Genomic DNA, 15,681 nt, shown 5'->3' with positions numbered 1-15,681 from the left:
AAAGAGAGGCGGTGGATACGATGAAGAATTATTCAAAGGATATAAGCAGACAATATCATATTCAGGTGGCCAACGGGGAAGTCGGCCGTTATGTCATTCTCCCGGGAGATCCAAAGCGCTGCAAAAAAATAGCACAGTATTTTGAAGATCCGGTGATGATTGCGGATAACCGGGAATTTATCACTTATACAGGAACTTTAGATGGCGTAAAGGTAAGTGTCACATCTACCGGAATTGGGGGACCATCAGCAGCAATTGCGATGGAAGAATTAGCCAGATGTGGAGCTGATACGTTTGTACGGATTGGAACCTGCGGTGGGATACAGCCGGAAGTAAAAAGTGGGGATATAGTAGTTGCTACGGGTGCCGTCAGAATGGAAGGGACTAGCAAAGAATATGCGCCGATCGAATATCCGGCAGTGGCAGACCTTATGGTGGTGAACGCACTGGTCAGTGCTGCGAAGGAAAAGGACTGTGAATTTTATACCGGAGTGGTACAGTCAAAAGATGCATTTTACGGACAGCATGAGCCGGAGATGATGCCGGCAGGTTATGAACTGATCAATAAATGGGAAGCCTGGAAGAAACTGGGATGTCTGGCATCAGAGATGGAGACGGCAGCACTTTACATTGTGGCAGCAAAGCTTCATGTACGCGTGGGTGCGTGTTTCCTTGTAATGGCAAATCAGGAAAGAGAAAAACTGGGACTTGAAAATCCGGTAGTACATGATACAGATATGGCAGTACAGGTGGCAGTGGAAGCCATCAGAAAGTTGATCAAAGAGGAGCGGTAAATGAAAGAAACAATATATAAACGAATCTTTGTGATCGTTCTGGATTCGCTCGGAATTGGCGCAATGCCTGATTCTGAGAAATTCGGTGACAGGGATGTAGATACATTTGGTCATATTTTAGACAGAATGGGAACACTGGAGATTCCAAATCTTCAGAAGCTTGGTATGCTGAATCTGCATACCGGGGGAAAGATGTATGGAATCGAGAATCCGGTTGGAAAAATTACCAGACTGAAAGAGGCGAGTAACGGAAAAGATACGATGACCGGACACTGGGAAATGATGGGAATTTATACAGAAAAACCATTTAAAACCTTTACCGAACATGGATTTCCACCGGAACTGATCACAGAACTGGAAAAACGTTGCGGGAAAAAAGTGATTGGAAACCGTAGTGAGAGCGGAACAAAGATCATTGAAGAACTTGGGGAAGAAGAAATTGAAACAGGTGCAATGATTGTCTATACCTCTGCGGATTCTGTATTGCAGATTTGTGGAAATGAAGAGACATTTGATCTGGCAAATCTGTACCGGTGTTGTGAGATCGCAAGAGAGATCACGATGAAGGATGAATGGCGCGTGGGACGAGTCATTGCAAGACCGTATGTAGGAAAGAAAAAAGGTGAATTTAAAAGAACCAGCAACCGCAGGGATTATGCACTTGAGCCGACCGGAAAGACTGCACTTGACGCACTGAAAGATGCGGGAAAGGATGTGATCGCAGTCGGAAAGATCCATGATATCTTTTGCGGGGAAGGAATCACAGAATCGTATCATTCCAACAGCTCCGTGCATGGAATGGAGCAGACCATTGAGATTTGCAAAAAAGATTTTGACGGACTGTGCTTTGTAAATCTGGTTGATTTTGATGCACAGTGGGGACACCGGCGCGATCCGGTTGGCTACGGACATGAGATTGAGAGATTTGATAAAAATCTTGGAATTTTGCTGGATGATCTGCGGGAGGATGATCTTCTTATTATTACCGCCGATCATGGAAACGATCCGACCTACACAGGAACCGATCATACACGGGAATATGTACCGTTTTTGGCGTATTCCAAAAAGATGGATGAGGGTGGCGTGATTATGGAGAAAAATACCTTTGCGGTGATCGGGGCAACGGTCACAGATAATTTTGGTGTAAAAATGCCGGAAGGAACGATCGGGCATTCGATTCTGAATGAACTTATTTAGCAAGAAAAAGCAGGAAAAAAGAGAATGAAAAAAGAACAAATTAAAAAAATGATAGAAATCGCGCTTTCTCAGCTCGCATATTCTTATACCCCTTATTCTGACTTTAAAGTGGGAGCTGCGCTGCTTGGAAAGAATGGACGGATATATACGGGATGCAATATTGAAAATGCGGCTTATACACCGACAAACTGTGCGGAGCGTACCGCATTTTTCAAGGCAGTCAGCGAAGGAGTAAAAGAATTTGATGCAATCTGTATTGTAGGAGGAAAGGGCGGTGTTGTGACAGAGTATGCACCGCCGTGCGGAGTATGCAGGCAGGTCATGATGGAATTCTGCGATCCGGAGACATTTCAGATCATTCTTGCAGTAGATGCAAAGCATTATGATATCTATACCTTGAAAGAAATGTTGCCAAAAGGTTTCGGACCATCCAATCTTACAGAATGAAAAAGGACTTAGACTCTAATAGAAGATTTTTGAAGAAAAGGAAAAAGAGAAGGAATGAAAAATGACACAGGAAACCTTGAAAGAATTATCGAAGATTGAGCTTCACTGTCATCTGGACGGTTCTCTTAGCAGACCATTTATTGAAAAAAGGCTTGGAAGAACTGTAAGACCTGAAGAACTCAGTGTTTCAGAAAACTGTACAAGTCTGAATGAATATCTGGAAAAATTTGACCTTCCCGGCAGATGTATTATGGATGAAGAGGGACTTTCCGGAGCTGCGTATGATCTGCTCTCCCAGATGAACGAAGAAAATGTCTGTTATGCGGAGATCCGTTTTGCTCCACTTCTGTCAGAGACAAAAAAGATGGACAGCCGGAAGGTGATCGAAGCAGTAATCAGCGGAATGGAGCAGGGGAAAAAAGATTTTGGAATCGAGTATGGTGTGATCGTCTGTGCAATGCGGCATCACAGCACTGAGGATAATATGCGGATGATCAAGACGGCAAGAGAATATCTGGGATCCGGAGTTTGTGCAGCAGATCTTGCAGGAGCAGAAGCATTGTATCCGATGTCTGAATTTATGGATATTTTTACAGAGACAAAGAAGATGGGAATGCCATTTACACTCCATGCCGGAGAATGTGGAAATCCACAGAATGTCATAGATTCGATAAACGTGGGAGCTGGAAGGATCGGGCATGGGATCGCGATGCGTGGCAACCAGGAGATCCGGAAAATGGTCAAAAAAGCAGGTATTGGTATCGAGATGTGTCCGATCAGCAATTTACAGACCAAATCTGTAAACAGCATGGCGGAATATCCGATGCGGGAATTTCTGGATGCAGGGTTAAAAGTATCGGTCAACACAGATAACCGAACGGTAAGTAACACCAGCCTTACGAAAGAACTGGAATTTATTCAGAAAAATTATGGAATCCGGGACGAAGAAATCCTTCTGATGATGAAAAATGCAATTGATACTGCATTTGCCGATGATTCTATAAAAGATAAAATTTGCAAAATGCTGAAATAAAGAAACTACAAACAGAGAGGATTGACTCTGAAGAATAATAGAAAAGAGGAATTCTGTATGAGCAATGAAATTTATGAAAAGCTGGAAATATGCCGGAAAAGCATTCTCCAAAAAACGAATTTTAAACCGGAAGTGGCAGTGATTCTGGGCTCCGGTCTTGGCGAATACGCATCAAAAATCAAGATAGAACAGATCATTCCATATACAGAAATTGAAGGTTTTCCGGTGTCGACAGTGGTGGGACATAAAGGACAATTTGTATTTGGTTATGTAAAAGAAGTTCCGGTTGTGATCATGCAGGGACGTGTGCATTATTATGAAGGGTATCCGGTAACAGATGTGGTGCTTCCGGTGCGGCTGATGGGAATGTTAGGCGCAAAGAAGCTGATTCTTACCAATGCATCAGGCGGAATCAATACCGGATTCCATCCGGGCGATCTCATGCTCATCACAGACCAGATTATGAGTGGAATCCCTAATCCACTGATCGGTGCCAATGTCGAAGAACTTGGAACCCGTTTTCCGGATATGAGTGAAGCCTATAGTAAACGGATGCAGCAGATCATAAAGAAAGAAGCCCAAAAACTCGGCATTCCTCTGAAAGAAGGTGTATACCTTCAGCTTACCGGTCCATCTTATGAAACTCCGGCAGAAATCCGTATGTACCGCACCTGTGGGGCTGATGCCGTAGGCATGAGCACCGCCTGCGAGACGATCGCTGCCCGCCACATGGGAATCGAAGTCTGTGGCATCTCCTGTATCACCAACCTCGCCGCCGGCATGACATCACAACATTTGAACCACCAGGAAGTTCAACAAACCGCCGACCGGGTGGCTGAGCAATTCCAGGAATTACTGACAGGAATCATTACCCACGTATAAGAAACGGAACATATATCTGAATTTACCCAGAACCAGGTCCAAGGTTCCGGATTTTCCGGAACCCGCCGACCGTCCTCTTGCAATTCCGAGTTGAGGTATTGTGTAAGAATTTTGCCAACGAGGTAGAAAGACAAAGAGCATAAAATACCGCATACAGTATTTTATGCTCTTTGTCTCATCATTATTTTCAAAATTTTACTCAACCTCAAACGGAATCTCGTACTTCGCAAAAATCCGCTGCGCCATCTTGTCCCATGCCTGCTCCAGTGATTTGTCCAGCGTGAACAGGTTCATAGATGTTCCTGTCGTACAGCTAAGTTTTGTCCCGTCATATTTAAAATTCAGGTACAGTCCCTGCACATCTGCCGGAGCAAATGAAAGATGTTCCTGTTCGAGAAGCCGTGCAATATTTGGTGCTGACATAGAAAGAACAAAATGAAATCCCAGCGGAGTACGCTTTCCTTTGATCAGAGAAAGGCAAAACTCGCGAAGTTCCTTCCAGAGAGCATATTCCCGGTCATCCAGAGCTTCTTTTTCTTCAGCACTGAAGAAATCTTTTTTCAGTCGTCCGTTAAATTGAAAGGTATTAAAAGTTGTGATATCTCCTTCAATAAATAAAAAGGAATCAAATGCAGGATGCAGTAAAAGTGCGTTCATGCATTTTTTTGTATCCAGAGAAAAAATAAGCATAGACTTCCTCCCGTCATCAGTGTAATAGTATCAGTATAGCATAAATCTTGAGATATGCATAAGAATTTGATACAATACGGGAAAGAAAAAGGATGGATAACAAGATGAAAATAGAATTAAACCGGGATCAGATCAAATACATTGCAGTGTTTACTATGCTGCTCAATCACGTTGCAAATATATTTCTGCAACCAGGAACCTTTGCCTGCGAAGCACTAAAGGATATCGGTTATTTTACAGCACCGGTCATGTGCTGGTTTCTGGTTGAAGGATACCGTTATACAAGGTCAGTAAAAAAATATGCCGGAAGACTGCTGATCTTTGCTGTCATTTCACAGCTTCCGTATTATCTGGCATTTGCGCGGAATCATCTGGCACCGTGGTATACTTTAAATATGATATTTACACTTTTTCTGTGCCTGTGTCTGATGATCGCAGAGGAAAAAATATCAGATCCGGGAAAGAAAAGTCTGGTTGTATTGGGAATTATAGCAGTAAGCAGTATTTGTGACTGGGCAATTCTGGCTCCATTGTATACGCTTTGGTTTTACCGGGCAGGAGAGGATCCAAAGCGCCGGAAAAAGGCTTTTTTTATTGCAGCACTTGTTCTGGGGATTACGGTGACAGCAGAACTTCCGGGAGTTGCAGGAATCGCAGCTGGAGCAGGGGCAATGATTGCAGTACTGGCAGCGGGAGGCTGTGTTTTGGTATTTTATAACGGAAAAAAATCACAGAAACATTTTCTTGTGAAAAAGTATTTTTTTTACGTGTTTTACCCTGCACATTTGGTGATTTTGGCATTATTAAAGATTTGACTTTTATAATAGAAGAAAGTAAAATGAATAGGTTAGAGTATTTATCACATGATTCAATGAAAATGAAACTCATATTTTAATAAAAGATAGGATGCATAGCATGAAGAAAAGAACGATGGAGAAAGAAAATCAGGCAGAAGAAAGAAGAAAAAAAATTCTGATGGAAATTGCAGGAACGGTTGTTGTACTGACTGTAATCGTAAGTATTGGTCTTTCGCATCTTGGAACAGATAAGGTGAATACATCAGCAGGAGTAAAAGCAATCAAGAAGCTGGAAAAAGCAGATGTATCTGAGGTGGAGACCAAAATTTCAAATATTGAGAAAGAAGAAAAACAGGCGACAGAGGACTGGCAGAACCGTCCGTTGTCCGAAAAATTTGCGCATGCGGTGATTCTCGGAGATTCGATCACAACCGGTTTTACCGTATATGATGTGCTTGATACTTCTAAGGTTGTAGCGGAAAAAGGAATGCACCTTGATCAGACCGGTGATCTGATCAGGACAGCAGCAGAGTTAAAGCCGGAAGTCCTCTTTCTGGCACTTGGACTGAATGACATTTCCGGAACAGATGGAGATACAGATGCATTTATTGAAAAATACAAAGCGGTACTTGCAAATGTGCGTGAGCAGATGCCCGATGCAGTGCTCTATATCAACTGTGTTCTTCCTGTTTCCGCTCAAAAAGAAGAAGAAGAGCCGGTTTATGCCAAGATTCCGGATTATAATACCGCACTTAAAGCAATGTGTGATGAAGAAGGAATTACATTTATCGATAATACAGAGATCGTAAAAGATGAGTATTATGAGCAGGATGGCGAGCATATGAAGGCGGAGTATTATCCAATCTGGGCAGAACATATGGCGGAGGTGGCCGGAATATGACAAAGAAAAAAGGGGAATTCACAGTTCTGCGTAATATCAGAGCTGGGATGGTAATTATTTTGCTTATCTATATCGGTCTGATCTTTCAGTCTAAGGGAGACAGCGATACACCGTTTGCAGATGTACAGAAAGCGGTTGTGGATGCGGCAGATGACAAGAACATGACACTTGCCGGAACCCAGGAGATCAAGAGATTCTATGGGATCAATCCAAAGGATTATGAAGATATAACACTGTATTATACGAATGAAACAATGGGAGTCAACGAGCTCCTTCTGGTGAAAACAAAGGACGAGAATGAGGCAGAGGCAGTTGAGAAAGCCGCAGAACAGCGAAAAAAGACACAGCTCGATAATTTTGAAGGATATGGGGCCGAGCAGGTAAAGCTTCTGGATGCTTCGATCATTAAGACGAAAGGTACATACGTGCTTTTTGTTATTTCACCAAAAGCTGAAACTGTAGAAAAGGCGTTTACAAAGAGCCTGAAGTAGATAAAAGGAAACGAAAAAGTTATGTTATTTAGTAGTCTGGTATTTTTGTTTACATTTTTGCCAATTACACTGTTGGTATATTATTTGGTGCCGCGTAAGGTAAAAAATGTGGTACTTTTGATCGCTTCCCTCATATTTTATGCGTGGGGAGAGCCGGTCTATATCTTCCTGATGCTGATTTCCATTCTGTTCAATTATTTTTGCGGAATGGACATTGCATTAAAAGCAGGAAGAAAATCGCAGGTGCGCAGTCTGATCTTTACGATCGTTGTAAACCTGTTTATTCTTGGATTTTTCAAATATTACGGATTTATCGTGACAAATTTAAATGCGATCCTTCCGTTCTATATTCCATATAGAAAACTGGAGCTCCCAATCGGAATTTCTTTCTATACTTTCCAGACATTGTCTTACATCATTGATGTATATAGGGGAAATGTAGACGTACAGGTAAATCTGATTGATTTCGGAACCTATGTTACAATGTTCCCACAGCTGATCGCAGGTCCGATCGTACAGTATGCAGATGTGGAGAGACAACTGCGTGAAAGAAAGGAATCACTGACGAAGTTTGGATACGGTGCCTGGTTCTTTGTGATAGGACTGGCAAAGAAGGTGCTTCTGGCGAATACGATTGGTTCGATTTATGAAAATATCGCGGCGATGGATGGAATGTCAGTAGTGACTGCATGGCTTGGATGTCTTGCCTACACTTTCCAGATTTATTTCGATTTCAGCGGTTATTCGGACATGGCAGTCGGACTTGGAAAGATGTTCGGATTTGAGTTTATGCAGAACTTCAATTATCCGTATATTTCCAAAAGTGTTACCGAGTTCTGGAGAAGATGGCATATTTCGCTGGGATCATGGTTCCGCGAGTATGTGTATATTCCGCTTGGAGGAAACAGGGTAACGGTTCCGCGGCATTTACTGAATCTTCTGATCGTATGGTTCCTGACCGGTCTCTGGCATGGGGCAAGCTGGAACTTTGTAGTATGGGGGCTCTTCTACGGAGTGATCCTCATTACTGAAAAATATTTTACAGGAAAAATACTTGCAAAGCTGCCGGAGGCAGTCCAGACACTTTACACAATGATTCTGGTCATGCTCGGCTGGGTACTGTTCTTCAGCCCGACACTCGGAAGTGCACTTACCTGGATCGGCAATATGTTCGGACAGGGTGCAACCGGATTTATGGACAGCCAGGCATTGTACCTGATCATGCGAAACTGGCTCTTCTGGGTGGCAGGGATCATAGGAAGTACACCGTTTATGCATCTGCTCGGAAAGCGGCTGGTATTTAATGAGGAAAGACCGCATACGGTTCTGGCAGGCTGCCTGATGACAGGACTGTTTGTGCTGTGTGTGGCATATCTGGTGACAGAAAGTTACAATCCATTTTTATATTTTAGATTTTAAGGAAAGACAATGGTAGAAGGAAAGAATAATAAACAAAAAAACAGAACAAAGTATTTTCTGCCAGGAGGGAAAAAACAGATCCAGGCAGTATGTGCGTTTTTATTTCTGGGAGTCCTTATTCTCAGCTGCGGAGTAAACCTTATGCATAAAGACAGGCAGATGTCAGAAAAAGAAATGCGTATGCTGGCGCAGAAACCGGAAATTTCTCTTTCCGGAATTGCTTCCGGAAGGTTTATGGAGCAGTACGAGGAGTATGTATCGGATCAGTTTGCAGGAAGAGATACCTGGGTAAGAATCAAGACATTTGCGGACAGTGTGGCGGGGAGGACAGAAGAAGGTGGTGTTTTCAAAGGAAAGGATCATTATCTGATGGAAGATGTTGCTGTGGCAGATGAAAGTGATCTGAAAGAGAATCTGGATGCAATGAAGAATTTTAAAGAGCGTTATCCGGATATCCAGATGCATATGATGCTGGTTCCGAATGCGGCAAATGTTATGGAGGACAAGCTTCCGGCATTTGCGGTGACTGCCAGTCAGAGCAGACAGATCAGCCGTGTAAAGGCAGAACTTGGAGATTCTTATGACTGGATCGATGCAGAAAAAGTACTGGATGCTCACAAGGATGAAGCAATTTATTATCACACGGATCATCACTGGACTTCTCTTGGTGCATGGTATGCATTCCAGGGAGCAAAGACACAGCTTGGACTGGATAAGAGTGAAGAAATTAAGATGAAAGCCTATGCGGTATCGGATTCTTTTAACGGAACGTTATCCGCAAAGAGTGGATATGAGACAGATTATAAGGAACCAATCTATATTTATCTGCCAAAGAGTGCGGATGCACCACAGGTTGCAGTCAATTATGTGGAAGAACAGAAAAAGAGTGCTTCTATGTATGATTCATCCAAACTGGATGAGAGAGATCAATATTCCGTATTCTTCGGTGGAAATCATGCAATGATCGATATCCAGTCAACACAGACAGAAAAACGCAGACTTCTGGTGTTCAAAGATTCATATGCAAACTGTTTTCTTCCGCTTCTGGCTCCGTATTACCGGGAAATCGTTGTGATCGACCCTCGTTATTATACCGGTAAATTAAGTTCTGTGATGTCAGATAAACAGTTTGATGATGTGCTGTTCCTGTATAATGCCAATACATTCTTTGAAGATCGGATGCTGGCGGGGGTACTGGATGAGAATTAACAGGAGAAAAACATGGCAAATAAAATAGAAAAGCAGTTTCTGGACACGGAAAATAAAGGACCGGTCCGGCTGAACAAATATTTAAGTGAAGCTGGTGTATGTTCCAGAAGGGAAGCGGATAAACTGATAGCAGCCGGACAGGTGACGGTTGACGGTGTGCGTGCAGAGACCGGAATGAAGGTAGAGCCGTGGCAGGTTGTCCGGATTGGGAAAAAGCAGGTATCCAGACAGGAAGAGATGATCGTGCTTGCGGTCAATAAGCCGCGTGGAATTGTCTGTACTGAGGAAAGACGGGAGAGAGACAGTATTGTACGTTTCCTTAACTATCCGGTACGGATTACTTATGTAGGACGTCTGGATAAGGATTCGGAAGGGCTGCTTCTGATGACGAACAACGGCGACATTATCAACCGGATGATGCGTGCGGCAAATAAACATGAAAAAGAATATAAAGTTACAGTTGATAAGCCCGTGACAGATGAATTTCTCAAGGAGATGGCAGGCGGTGTCCCGATCCTGGATACTGTCACAAGACCATGCCAGGTAGAAAAGCTTGGAAAATATAAATTTAAGATCATTCTGACACAGGGACTCAACCGGCAGATCCGCCGGATGTGTGAGGCACTTGGCTACGAGGTAAAGGAGCTGCGGAGAGTGCGGATCATGAATATCGAACTTGGTAATTTAAAGCCGGGAGAATACCGGAAGGTTACGGATCAGGAACTGAATGAACTCTATGAGCTGATCAGGGATTCAAAGTCAGAGCCGACACCGTGGAACAATAATTAAAAGTGTGGATTTGGATATGGATAAGATGAAAAGGATGCAGGAGCTGGTAGAGCTTCTGAATAAAGCCGGAAAAGCTTATTATCAGGATGCGCAGGAAATTATGAGCAATTATGAGTATGATGCGCTGTATGATGAACTGAAAGGTCTGGAAGAAGAGCTGGGAACCGTTATGGCTTCCAGTCCGACGGTGAATGTAGGATATGAAGTATTAAGTGAGCTTCCGAAAGAACGTCATGAGTCACCGATGCTTTCTCTTGACAAGACAAAAGAAGTGGCAAGGCTGAAGGAATTTGTCGGAGACCAGATGGCTGTGATCTCATGGAAGATGGATGGTCTGACGATCGTTTTGACCTATCGTGACGGCGAACTTTTTAAGGCAGTTACAAGAGGAAATGGGGAAGTCGGTGAGGTCATTACCAACAATGCGAAAGTATTTAAAAACGTGCCGCTTCATATTCCGTATAAAGGAGAACTGATCCTGCGAGGGGAAGCGGTGATCGGTTACAAAGATTTTGAGCGGATCAATGAAGAAATTGCTGACGTGGATGCAAAATATAAGAATCCACGGAATCTGTGCAGTGGTTCTGTCCGCCAGCTGAACAACAAGATCACGGCACAGAGAAACGTAAAATTCTATGCATTTACCCTGGTACGTGCAGAAAATGTGGATTTCCACAATTCCAGAAAAGAACAGCTTGACTGGCTGGAACATCAGGGATTTGATGTGGTGGAGCATTATCTGGTGACAAGGGAAGAACTGGATGAGAAGGTTGCATTTTTTGCAGAAAAGATCGTAGAAAATGATTTTCCGTCAGATGGTCTGGTTCTTGTATATGATGACATTGCGTATGGGCAGTCGCTTGGGAGAACGGCAAAATTCCCACGTGATTCTTTCGCTTTCAAATGGGCAGATGAGATCCGCGAGACGCACCTTCTGGAAATTGAATGGAGTCCATCAAGAACAGGGCTTATTAATCCGGTAGCGATCTTTGAACCGGTAGAGCTGGAAGGAACAACGGTAAGCCGTGCAAGTGTACACAATTTAAGTATTATGGAGGAGCTGCATCTGGGAATCGGGGATACGATCGAAGTCTATAAGGCGAATATGATCATTCCGCAGATTGCAAAGAATCTGACCGGCAGTGATAATATTGAGATCCCGAAAGTCTGTCCGGTTTGTGGTGGAGCTACGGAGATCCGTCAGATGAATGATGCAAAGTCGTTGTATTGCACAAATCCGATGTGTCAGGCAAAAAGAATCAAATCCTTTGCATTGTTTGTCAGCAGGGATGCACTCAATATTGACGGGCTTTCTGAGGCGACACTGGAGAAATTTATTGCGAGAGGATTCATTCACAAATACAGAGATATCTTCCATCTGGATTCCTATCAGGAAGAAATTCAGACGATGGAAGGCTTTGGAGAAAAATCCTATGCGAACCTGATCGCAAGCGTGGATAAGGCGAGAAGCACAACACTTGCTAAAGTGGTATATGGACTTGGGATTGCAGGAATCGGTCTCGCAAATGCAAAACTGATCTGCCGCCATTTTAAAAATGATGTGGAAAAAATGACAGGAGCATCGGAAGAAGAACTGAGTAATATCCAGGGGGTAGGTCCGGTGCTTGCGGCGGCATTTGTAAAATATTTTATATCAGAGGAAAGAAAAAAGGAATTTAAGCTCCTTCTCGGAGAACTGGAGATCCAGCCGGAAGAGATGGCAGAAGAACAGAAGTTTGCAGGTATGAGTTTCGTTGTCACTGGCAGCGTGAATCATTTTGCAAACCGGAATGAGGTAAAAGAACTGGTTGAGAAGATGGGTGGAAAAGTGACCGGATCTGTAACGAAGAAGACAAATTATCTGATCAACAATGATGTAGAGTCTGCTTCTTCCAAGAACAGAAAGGCGAAAGAACTTGGAGTGCCGATCATTTCAGAGGAAGAGTTTATAGAACTTGCAGGGGTGGAAATCGAATAAGAAGGACAGAGGAATCTGTCTGAATACGACCGAGAAAAGGAGGACCAGCCAATGGCAGAAAATGACCAGAAGGACAAGACAGTTGAGAAAGTAACCGGTGAGGTAGAAAATACAGACAAAAAAGAAAATAACGAAGATCGCTATGAAAAGGTCTGCTTCATCTGTCACAGACCGGAGAGTGTGACCGGAAAGATGATCGATCTTCCGAACAATATCTGCGTGTGTCCGGACTGTATGCAAAAAAGCTTTGATGCAATGAACAATATGAATTTTGGCGGGATGGATTACAGCCAGTTTATGAACATGGGACCGATGATGGGATTTGGAGACATGGATGCACAGATCCCGAAGAGCCAGCGTGTGAAAAAGAAAAAGCCGGAAGAAGAAAAAGAACCGATCCTGAATATCAAGGATATTCCTGCTCCGCATAAGATCAAAGCGAAACTGGATGAATATGTAGTAGGACAGGAATACGCCAAGAAGGTAATGTCGGTTGCTGTATACAATCATTATAAAAGAGTGGCAACGGATACAATGGATGAGATTGAAATTGAGAAATCCAATATGCTGATGATCGGACCTACCGGCTCTGGAAAGACGTATCTGGTAAAGACACTGGCAAAACTTTTGGATGTGCCGCTTGCAATTACAGATGCGACCTCTCTTACCGAGGCCGGCTACATAGGGGATGATATTGAAAGTGTAGTATCAAAGCTCCTTGCAGCTGCGGACAACGACGTAGATAAGGCGGAACAGGGAATTATCTTTATCGATGAGATCGACAAGATTGCGAAGAAGAAGAATACCAGCCAGAGAGATGTCAGCGGAGAATCCGTACAGCAGGGAATGTTAAAGCTGTTAGAAGGCAGCGAAGTGGAAGTGCCGGTAGGAGCCAATAGTAAGAATGCGATGGTTCCGCTCACTACAGTCAATACAAAGAATATTCTTTTTATCTGTGGCGGTGCGTTCCCGGATCTTGAGCAGATCATCAAGGAAAGACTGATGAAGAATTCTTCTATCGGGTTTGGAGCGGATCTGAAAGACAAATATGATCATGATAAGAAAATACTGGAGAAGGTGACGACAGAAGATCTGCGTAACTTCGGAATGATTCCGGAATTTCTGGGACGTCTCCCGATCGTATTTACGCTTCAGGGACTGGATGAAGAGATGATGGTTCAGATATTAAAAGAGCCGAAAAATGCGATCCTCAAGCAGTATCAGAAGCTTCTGGCACTGGATGAGGTCAATCTGAAATTCGATGATGGTGCACTTCATGCGATCGCAAGAAAGGCAATGAAGAAGGATACCGGAGCCCGTGCACTGCGTGCGATCATTGAAGAATTCATGCTGGATATTATGTATGAGATTCCGAAGGATGACAGCATCGGGGAAGTGACGATCACGGAGGCATATATCGAAGGAACCGGAGGACCGCTGATCGAGCTGAGAAGCCAGTCTGTACCAAGGCTTGAGCATCACTAAGTATAACAATAACCTGAGGATTGCGAGAGTGCAAAGCACGTAGCAATCTGGTATCAAAGGGGTCAAAATACCTTTTGCCCCAACATCATAACCTTCATATATCAAAAAAACATGGCGATCATACAAAAATAGAATGGGAAATATCCGTAAATTTAAGATTTACGGGTATTTTTTTGTTGAAAAATTGTATTAAAAGGTGTACATTAGACAATGTGTCTAAAAAAACAAGATATAAACAGGAGTGAGAGAGAATGGAGACTTATAAGTATTTACTGGATCTTGCAATTATTTTACTTTGTACTAAAGCACTTGGTCTTGCGACCAGAAAGGTACAGATGCCACAGGTTGTAGGAGCACTTCTTGCAGGAGTTCTTCTAGGGCCGGCGATGCTTGGAATCCTGACAGAGACAAGTTTTATACATAACGTTGCGGAGATCGGTGTTATCGTGCTAATGTTCTGTGCAGGTCTGGAAACTGATATACAGGAATTGAAGGCAAGCGGAAAAGCATCCTTCGTTATTGCACTGATAGGTGTTATCGTTCCACTGATCGGCGGTTATGCGACTGCAATGTTCTTTAACCGTCCGGGTGTGATCACATCCGATGCATCCTGCAGCGTATTTCTGCAGAATATCTTTATCGGTGTTATCCTGACAGCAACTTCCGTAAGTATTACGGTAGAGACATTAAAAGAACTTGGTAAATTAAAAACCAAATCCGGAAATGCGATTCTTGGAGCTGCGATCATTGATGACGTGCTTGGTATCATTGCACTGACACTGGTAACAAGTATGGCAGATGAATCAGTAAAGATTTCAGTTGTATTACTGAAGATCGTTGCATTCTTCGCATTTGCAGGTGTGATCGGACTGATCTTTTACAAGATATTTAAAAAGTGGACAGATCAGGCGGAAAAGGGACTCAGACGTCATGCGATTATGGCATTTGTATTCTGTCTGTTGATGGCTTATGTGGCAGAGAAATTCTTCGGTGTTGCAGATATCACCGGTGCATTTATCGCCGGACTGATCATTTCCAATACAAGTAAATCTGATTTCGTGTTGAAGAAATTTGATACCATGTCTTATATGCTGCTTTCACCGGTATTTTTCGCAAGTATCGGGCTGAAGGTAGAACTTCCGAAGATGAGTGCTGCAATTGTAGGCTTTGCAGTGGCGCTTACCATTGTTGCGATCCTGACAAAGATCGTTGGCTGTGCCCTTGGTGCGAAGATGTGTGGATATAAGAATTATCAGTGTGCACGAATCGGTGTCGGAATGATCTCCCGTGGTGAGGTTGCGCTGATCGTTGCCAGCAAGGGAGAAGCACTCGGTATGCTGGGCGGCAATTTCCTCGGACCGGTTATCATCGTGGTAGTGATCACAACGATCATCACACCAATTCTTCTGAAGATCGTATTCAAGAGCGGTCCGAATGTAAGTACCCTGGAAAAAGGAAAAGAAGTGACTTCCTTCTACGAGGATATTGAAAAGAAACGTACCGAATAAAGAATGGATATGGAGTGCAAAATGCGTAACCGTCCAGTATCATAGTAATAAGAAAGAAAAA

Annotated in this window: 15 protein-coding genes; 14 read left to right on the top strand and 1 reads right to left on the bottom strand. The window is 43.3% G+C overall.

All coding sequences use genetic code 11. The annotated features are described in order from the left end of the window. Positions 1–20: 20 nt before the first annotated feature. The 5 genes from udp to PGY05_RS14375 all read left to right on the top strand — a co-directional run bounded on the left by udp (position 21) and on the right by PGY05_RS14375 (position 4,353). A complete protein-coding gene (gene udp / locus PGY05_RS14395; protein ID WP_022220841.1) occupies positions 21–794 on the top strand; it encodes a uridine phosphorylase in 774 nt (257 codons plus the stop codon). Beyond that, a complete protein-coding gene (locus PGY05_RS14390; protein WP_270476194.1) occupies positions 795–1,991 on the top strand; it encodes a phosphopentomutase in 1,197 nt (398 codons plus the stop codon). Positions 1,992–2,015: 24 nt separating this feature from the next. Beyond that, positions 2,016–2,438: a cytidine deaminase gene (locus PGY05_RS14385; RefSeq protein WP_055249114.1), complete on the top strand. Its 423-nt coding sequence runs from the start codon at positions 2,016–2,018 to the stop codon at positions 2,436–2,438. A gap of 61 nt (positions 2,439–2,499) precedes the next feature. Then, entirely contained in the window at positions 2,500–3,471 is a 972-nt protein-coding gene (gene add, locus PGY05_RS14380; RefSeq protein WP_270476193.1) for an adenosine deaminase, read from the top strand. Positions 3,472–3,528: 57 nt separating this feature from the next. Beyond that, the gene (locus PGY05_RS14375; RefSeq protein ID WP_173686904.1) at positions 3,529–4,353 is read left to right on the top strand and encodes a purine-nucleoside phosphorylase; all 825 of its coding nucleotides are present in this window, start codon (positions 3,529–3,531) and stop codon (positions 4,351–4,353) included. Positions 4,354–4,548: 195 nt separating this feature from the next. On the opposite strand, the gene PGY05_RS14370 is transcribed toward PGY05_RS14375, so the two are convergent. Further along, positions 4,549–5,043: a DUF5721 family protein gene (locus tag PGY05_RS14370; RefSeq protein WP_022220846.1), complete on the bottom strand. Its 495-nt coding sequence runs from the start codon at positions 5,041–5,043 to the stop codon at positions 4,549–4,551. 104 nt (positions 5,044–5,147) lie between these two features. On the opposite strand from PGY05_RS14370, the gene PGY05_RS14365 reads away from it, so the two are divergent. The 9 genes from PGY05_RS14365 to PGY05_RS14325 all read left to right on the top strand — a co-directional run bounded on the left by PGY05_RS14365 (position 5,148) and on the right by PGY05_RS14325 (position 15,620). Next, the gene (locus PGY05_RS14365) at positions 5,148–5,858 is read left to right on the top strand and encodes a TraX family protein (protein ID WP_055158504.1); all 711 of its coding nucleotides are present in this window, start codon (positions 5,148–5,150) and stop codon (positions 5,856–5,858) included. 100 nt (positions 5,859–5,958) lie between these two features. Further along, complete coding sequence (locus PGY05_RS14360) at positions 5,959–6,741, top strand: GDSL-type esterase/lipase family protein (RefSeq protein ID WP_022220848.1); 783 nt, start codon at positions 5,959–5,961, stop codon at positions 6,739–6,741. Further along, positions 6,738–7,232 (top strand): DUF4358 domain-containing protein, encoded by a 495-nt coding sequence (locus PGY05_RS14355; RefSeq protein ID WP_022220849.1) that lies wholly within the window; start codon positions 6,738–6,740, stop codon positions 7,230–7,232. The genes PGY05_RS14360 and PGY05_RS14355 overlap by 4 nt, the downstream gene beginning before the upstream one ends. A 21-nt stretch (positions 7,233–7,253) precedes the next feature. After that, on the top strand, positions 7,254–8,651 hold the full coding sequence (locus PGY05_RS14350) for an MBOAT family O-acyltransferase (protein WP_022220850.1): 1,398 nt from the start codon (positions 7,254–7,256) through the stop codon (positions 8,649–8,651). 159 nt (positions 8,652–8,810) lie between these two features. Continuing rightward, positions 8,811–9,860: a DHHW family protein gene (locus PGY05_RS14345; RefSeq protein ID WP_270476192.1), complete on the top strand. Its 1,050-nt coding sequence runs from the start codon at positions 8,811–8,813 to the stop codon at positions 9,858–9,860. A 12-nt stretch (positions 9,861–9,872) separates the two neighbouring features. Beyond that, positions 9,873–10,649 (top strand): pseudouridine synthase, encoded by a 777-nt coding sequence (locus PGY05_RS14340; protein ID WP_022220852.1) that lies wholly within the window; start codon positions 9,873–9,875, stop codon positions 10,647–10,649. A gap of 16 nt (positions 10,650–10,665) precedes the next feature. Beyond that, the gene (gene ligA / locus PGY05_RS14335) at positions 10,666–12,627 is read left to right on the top strand and encodes an NAD-dependent DNA ligase LigA (protein ID WP_055158507.1); all 1,962 of its coding nucleotides are present in this window, start codon (positions 10,666–10,668) and stop codon (positions 12,625–12,627) included. Between the two features lie 51 nt (positions 12,628–12,678). Then, positions 12,679–14,112 carry an ATP-dependent Clp protease ATP-binding subunit ClpX gene (gene clpX / locus PGY05_RS14330; RefSeq protein WP_055158510.1) on the top strand — a complete coding sequence of 478 codons (1,434 nt, stop codon included), beginning with the start codon at positions 12,679–12,681 and terminating at the stop codon, positions 14,110–14,112. A 251-nt stretch (positions 14,113–14,363) separates the two neighbouring features. Then, positions 14,364–15,620: a cation:proton antiporter gene (locus PGY05_RS14325; RefSeq protein WP_270476189.1), complete on the top strand. Its 1,257-nt coding sequence runs from the start codon at positions 14,364–14,366 to the stop codon at positions 15,618–15,620. The last annotated feature ends 61 nt before the right edge of the window (positions 15,621–15,681 follow it).

The sequence above is a fragment of the Coprococcus sp. AF51-11b1 genome, from assembly GCF_027682785.1.
In the GTDB taxonomy this organism is placed as follows: Bacteria; Bacillota; Clostridia; order Lachnospirales; family Lachnospiraceae; genus Allocoprococcus; species Allocoprococcus comes.
This window is presented reverse-complemented; position numbering and strand designations above follow the sequence as displayed.

What these genes read in the sequence shown, in the direction of transcription:
- PGY05_RS14365 (WP_055158504.1), top strand. Translation starts at nt 5,148, where the DNA reads ATGAAAATAGAATTAAACCGGGATCAGATCAAATACATTGCAGTGTTT.
- PGY05_RS14370 (WP_022220846.1), bottom strand. Translation starts at nt 5,043, where the DNA reads ATGCTTATTTTTTCTCTGGATACAAAAAAATGCATGAACGCACTTTTA.
- ligA (WP_055158507.1), top strand. Translation starts at nt 10,666, where the DNA reads ATGGATAAGATGAAAAGGATGCAGGAGCTGGTAGAGCTTCTGAATAAA.
- PGY05_RS14345 (WP_270476192.1), top strand. Translation starts at nt 8,811, where the DNA reads ATGTCAGAAAAAGAAATGCGTATGCTGGCGCAGAAACCGGAAATTTCT.
- clpX (WP_055158510.1), top strand. Translation starts at nt 12,679, where the DNA reads ATGGCAGAAAATGACCAGAAGGACAAGACAGTTGAGAAAGTAACCGGT.
- PGY05_RS14360 (WP_022220848.1), top strand. Translation starts at nt 5,959, where the DNA reads ATGAAGAAAAGAACGATGGAGAAAGAAAATCAGGCAGAAGAAAGAAGA.
- add (WP_270476193.1), top strand. Translation starts at nt 2,500, where the DNA reads ATGACACAGGAAACCTTGAAAGAATTATCGAAGATTGAGCTTCACTGT.
- PGY05_RS14355 (WP_022220849.1), top strand. Translation starts at nt 6,738, where the DNA reads ATGACAAAGAAAAAAGGGGAATTCACAGTTCTGCGTAATATCAGAGCT.
- PGY05_RS14340 (WP_022220852.1), top strand. Translation starts at nt 9,873, where the DNA reads ATGGCAAATAAAATAGAAAAGCAGTTTCTGGACACGGAAAATAAAGGA.
- PGY05_RS14385 (WP_055249114.1), top strand. Translation starts at nt 2,016, where the DNA reads ATGAAAAAAGAACAAATTAAAAAAATGATAGAAATCGCGCTTTCTCAG.
- PGY05_RS14350 (WP_022220850.1), top strand. Translation starts at nt 7,254, where the DNA reads ATGTTATTTAGTAGTCTGGTATTTTTGTTTACATTTTTGCCAATTACA.
- PGY05_RS14375 (WP_173686904.1), top strand. Translation starts at nt 3,529, where the DNA reads ATGAGCAATGAAATTTATGAAAAGCTGGAAATATGCCGGAAAAGCATT.
- udp (WP_022220841.1), top strand. Translation starts at nt 21, where the DNA reads ATGAAGAATTATTCAAAGGATATAAGCAGACAATATCATATTCAGGTG.
- PGY05_RS14325 (WP_270476189.1), top strand. Translation starts at nt 14,364, where the DNA reads ATGGAGACTTATAAGTATTTACTGGATCTTGCAATTATTTTACTTTGT.
- PGY05_RS14390 (WP_270476194.1), top strand. Translation starts at nt 795, where the DNA reads ATGAAAGAAACAATATATAAACGAATCTTTGTGATCGTTCTGGATTCG.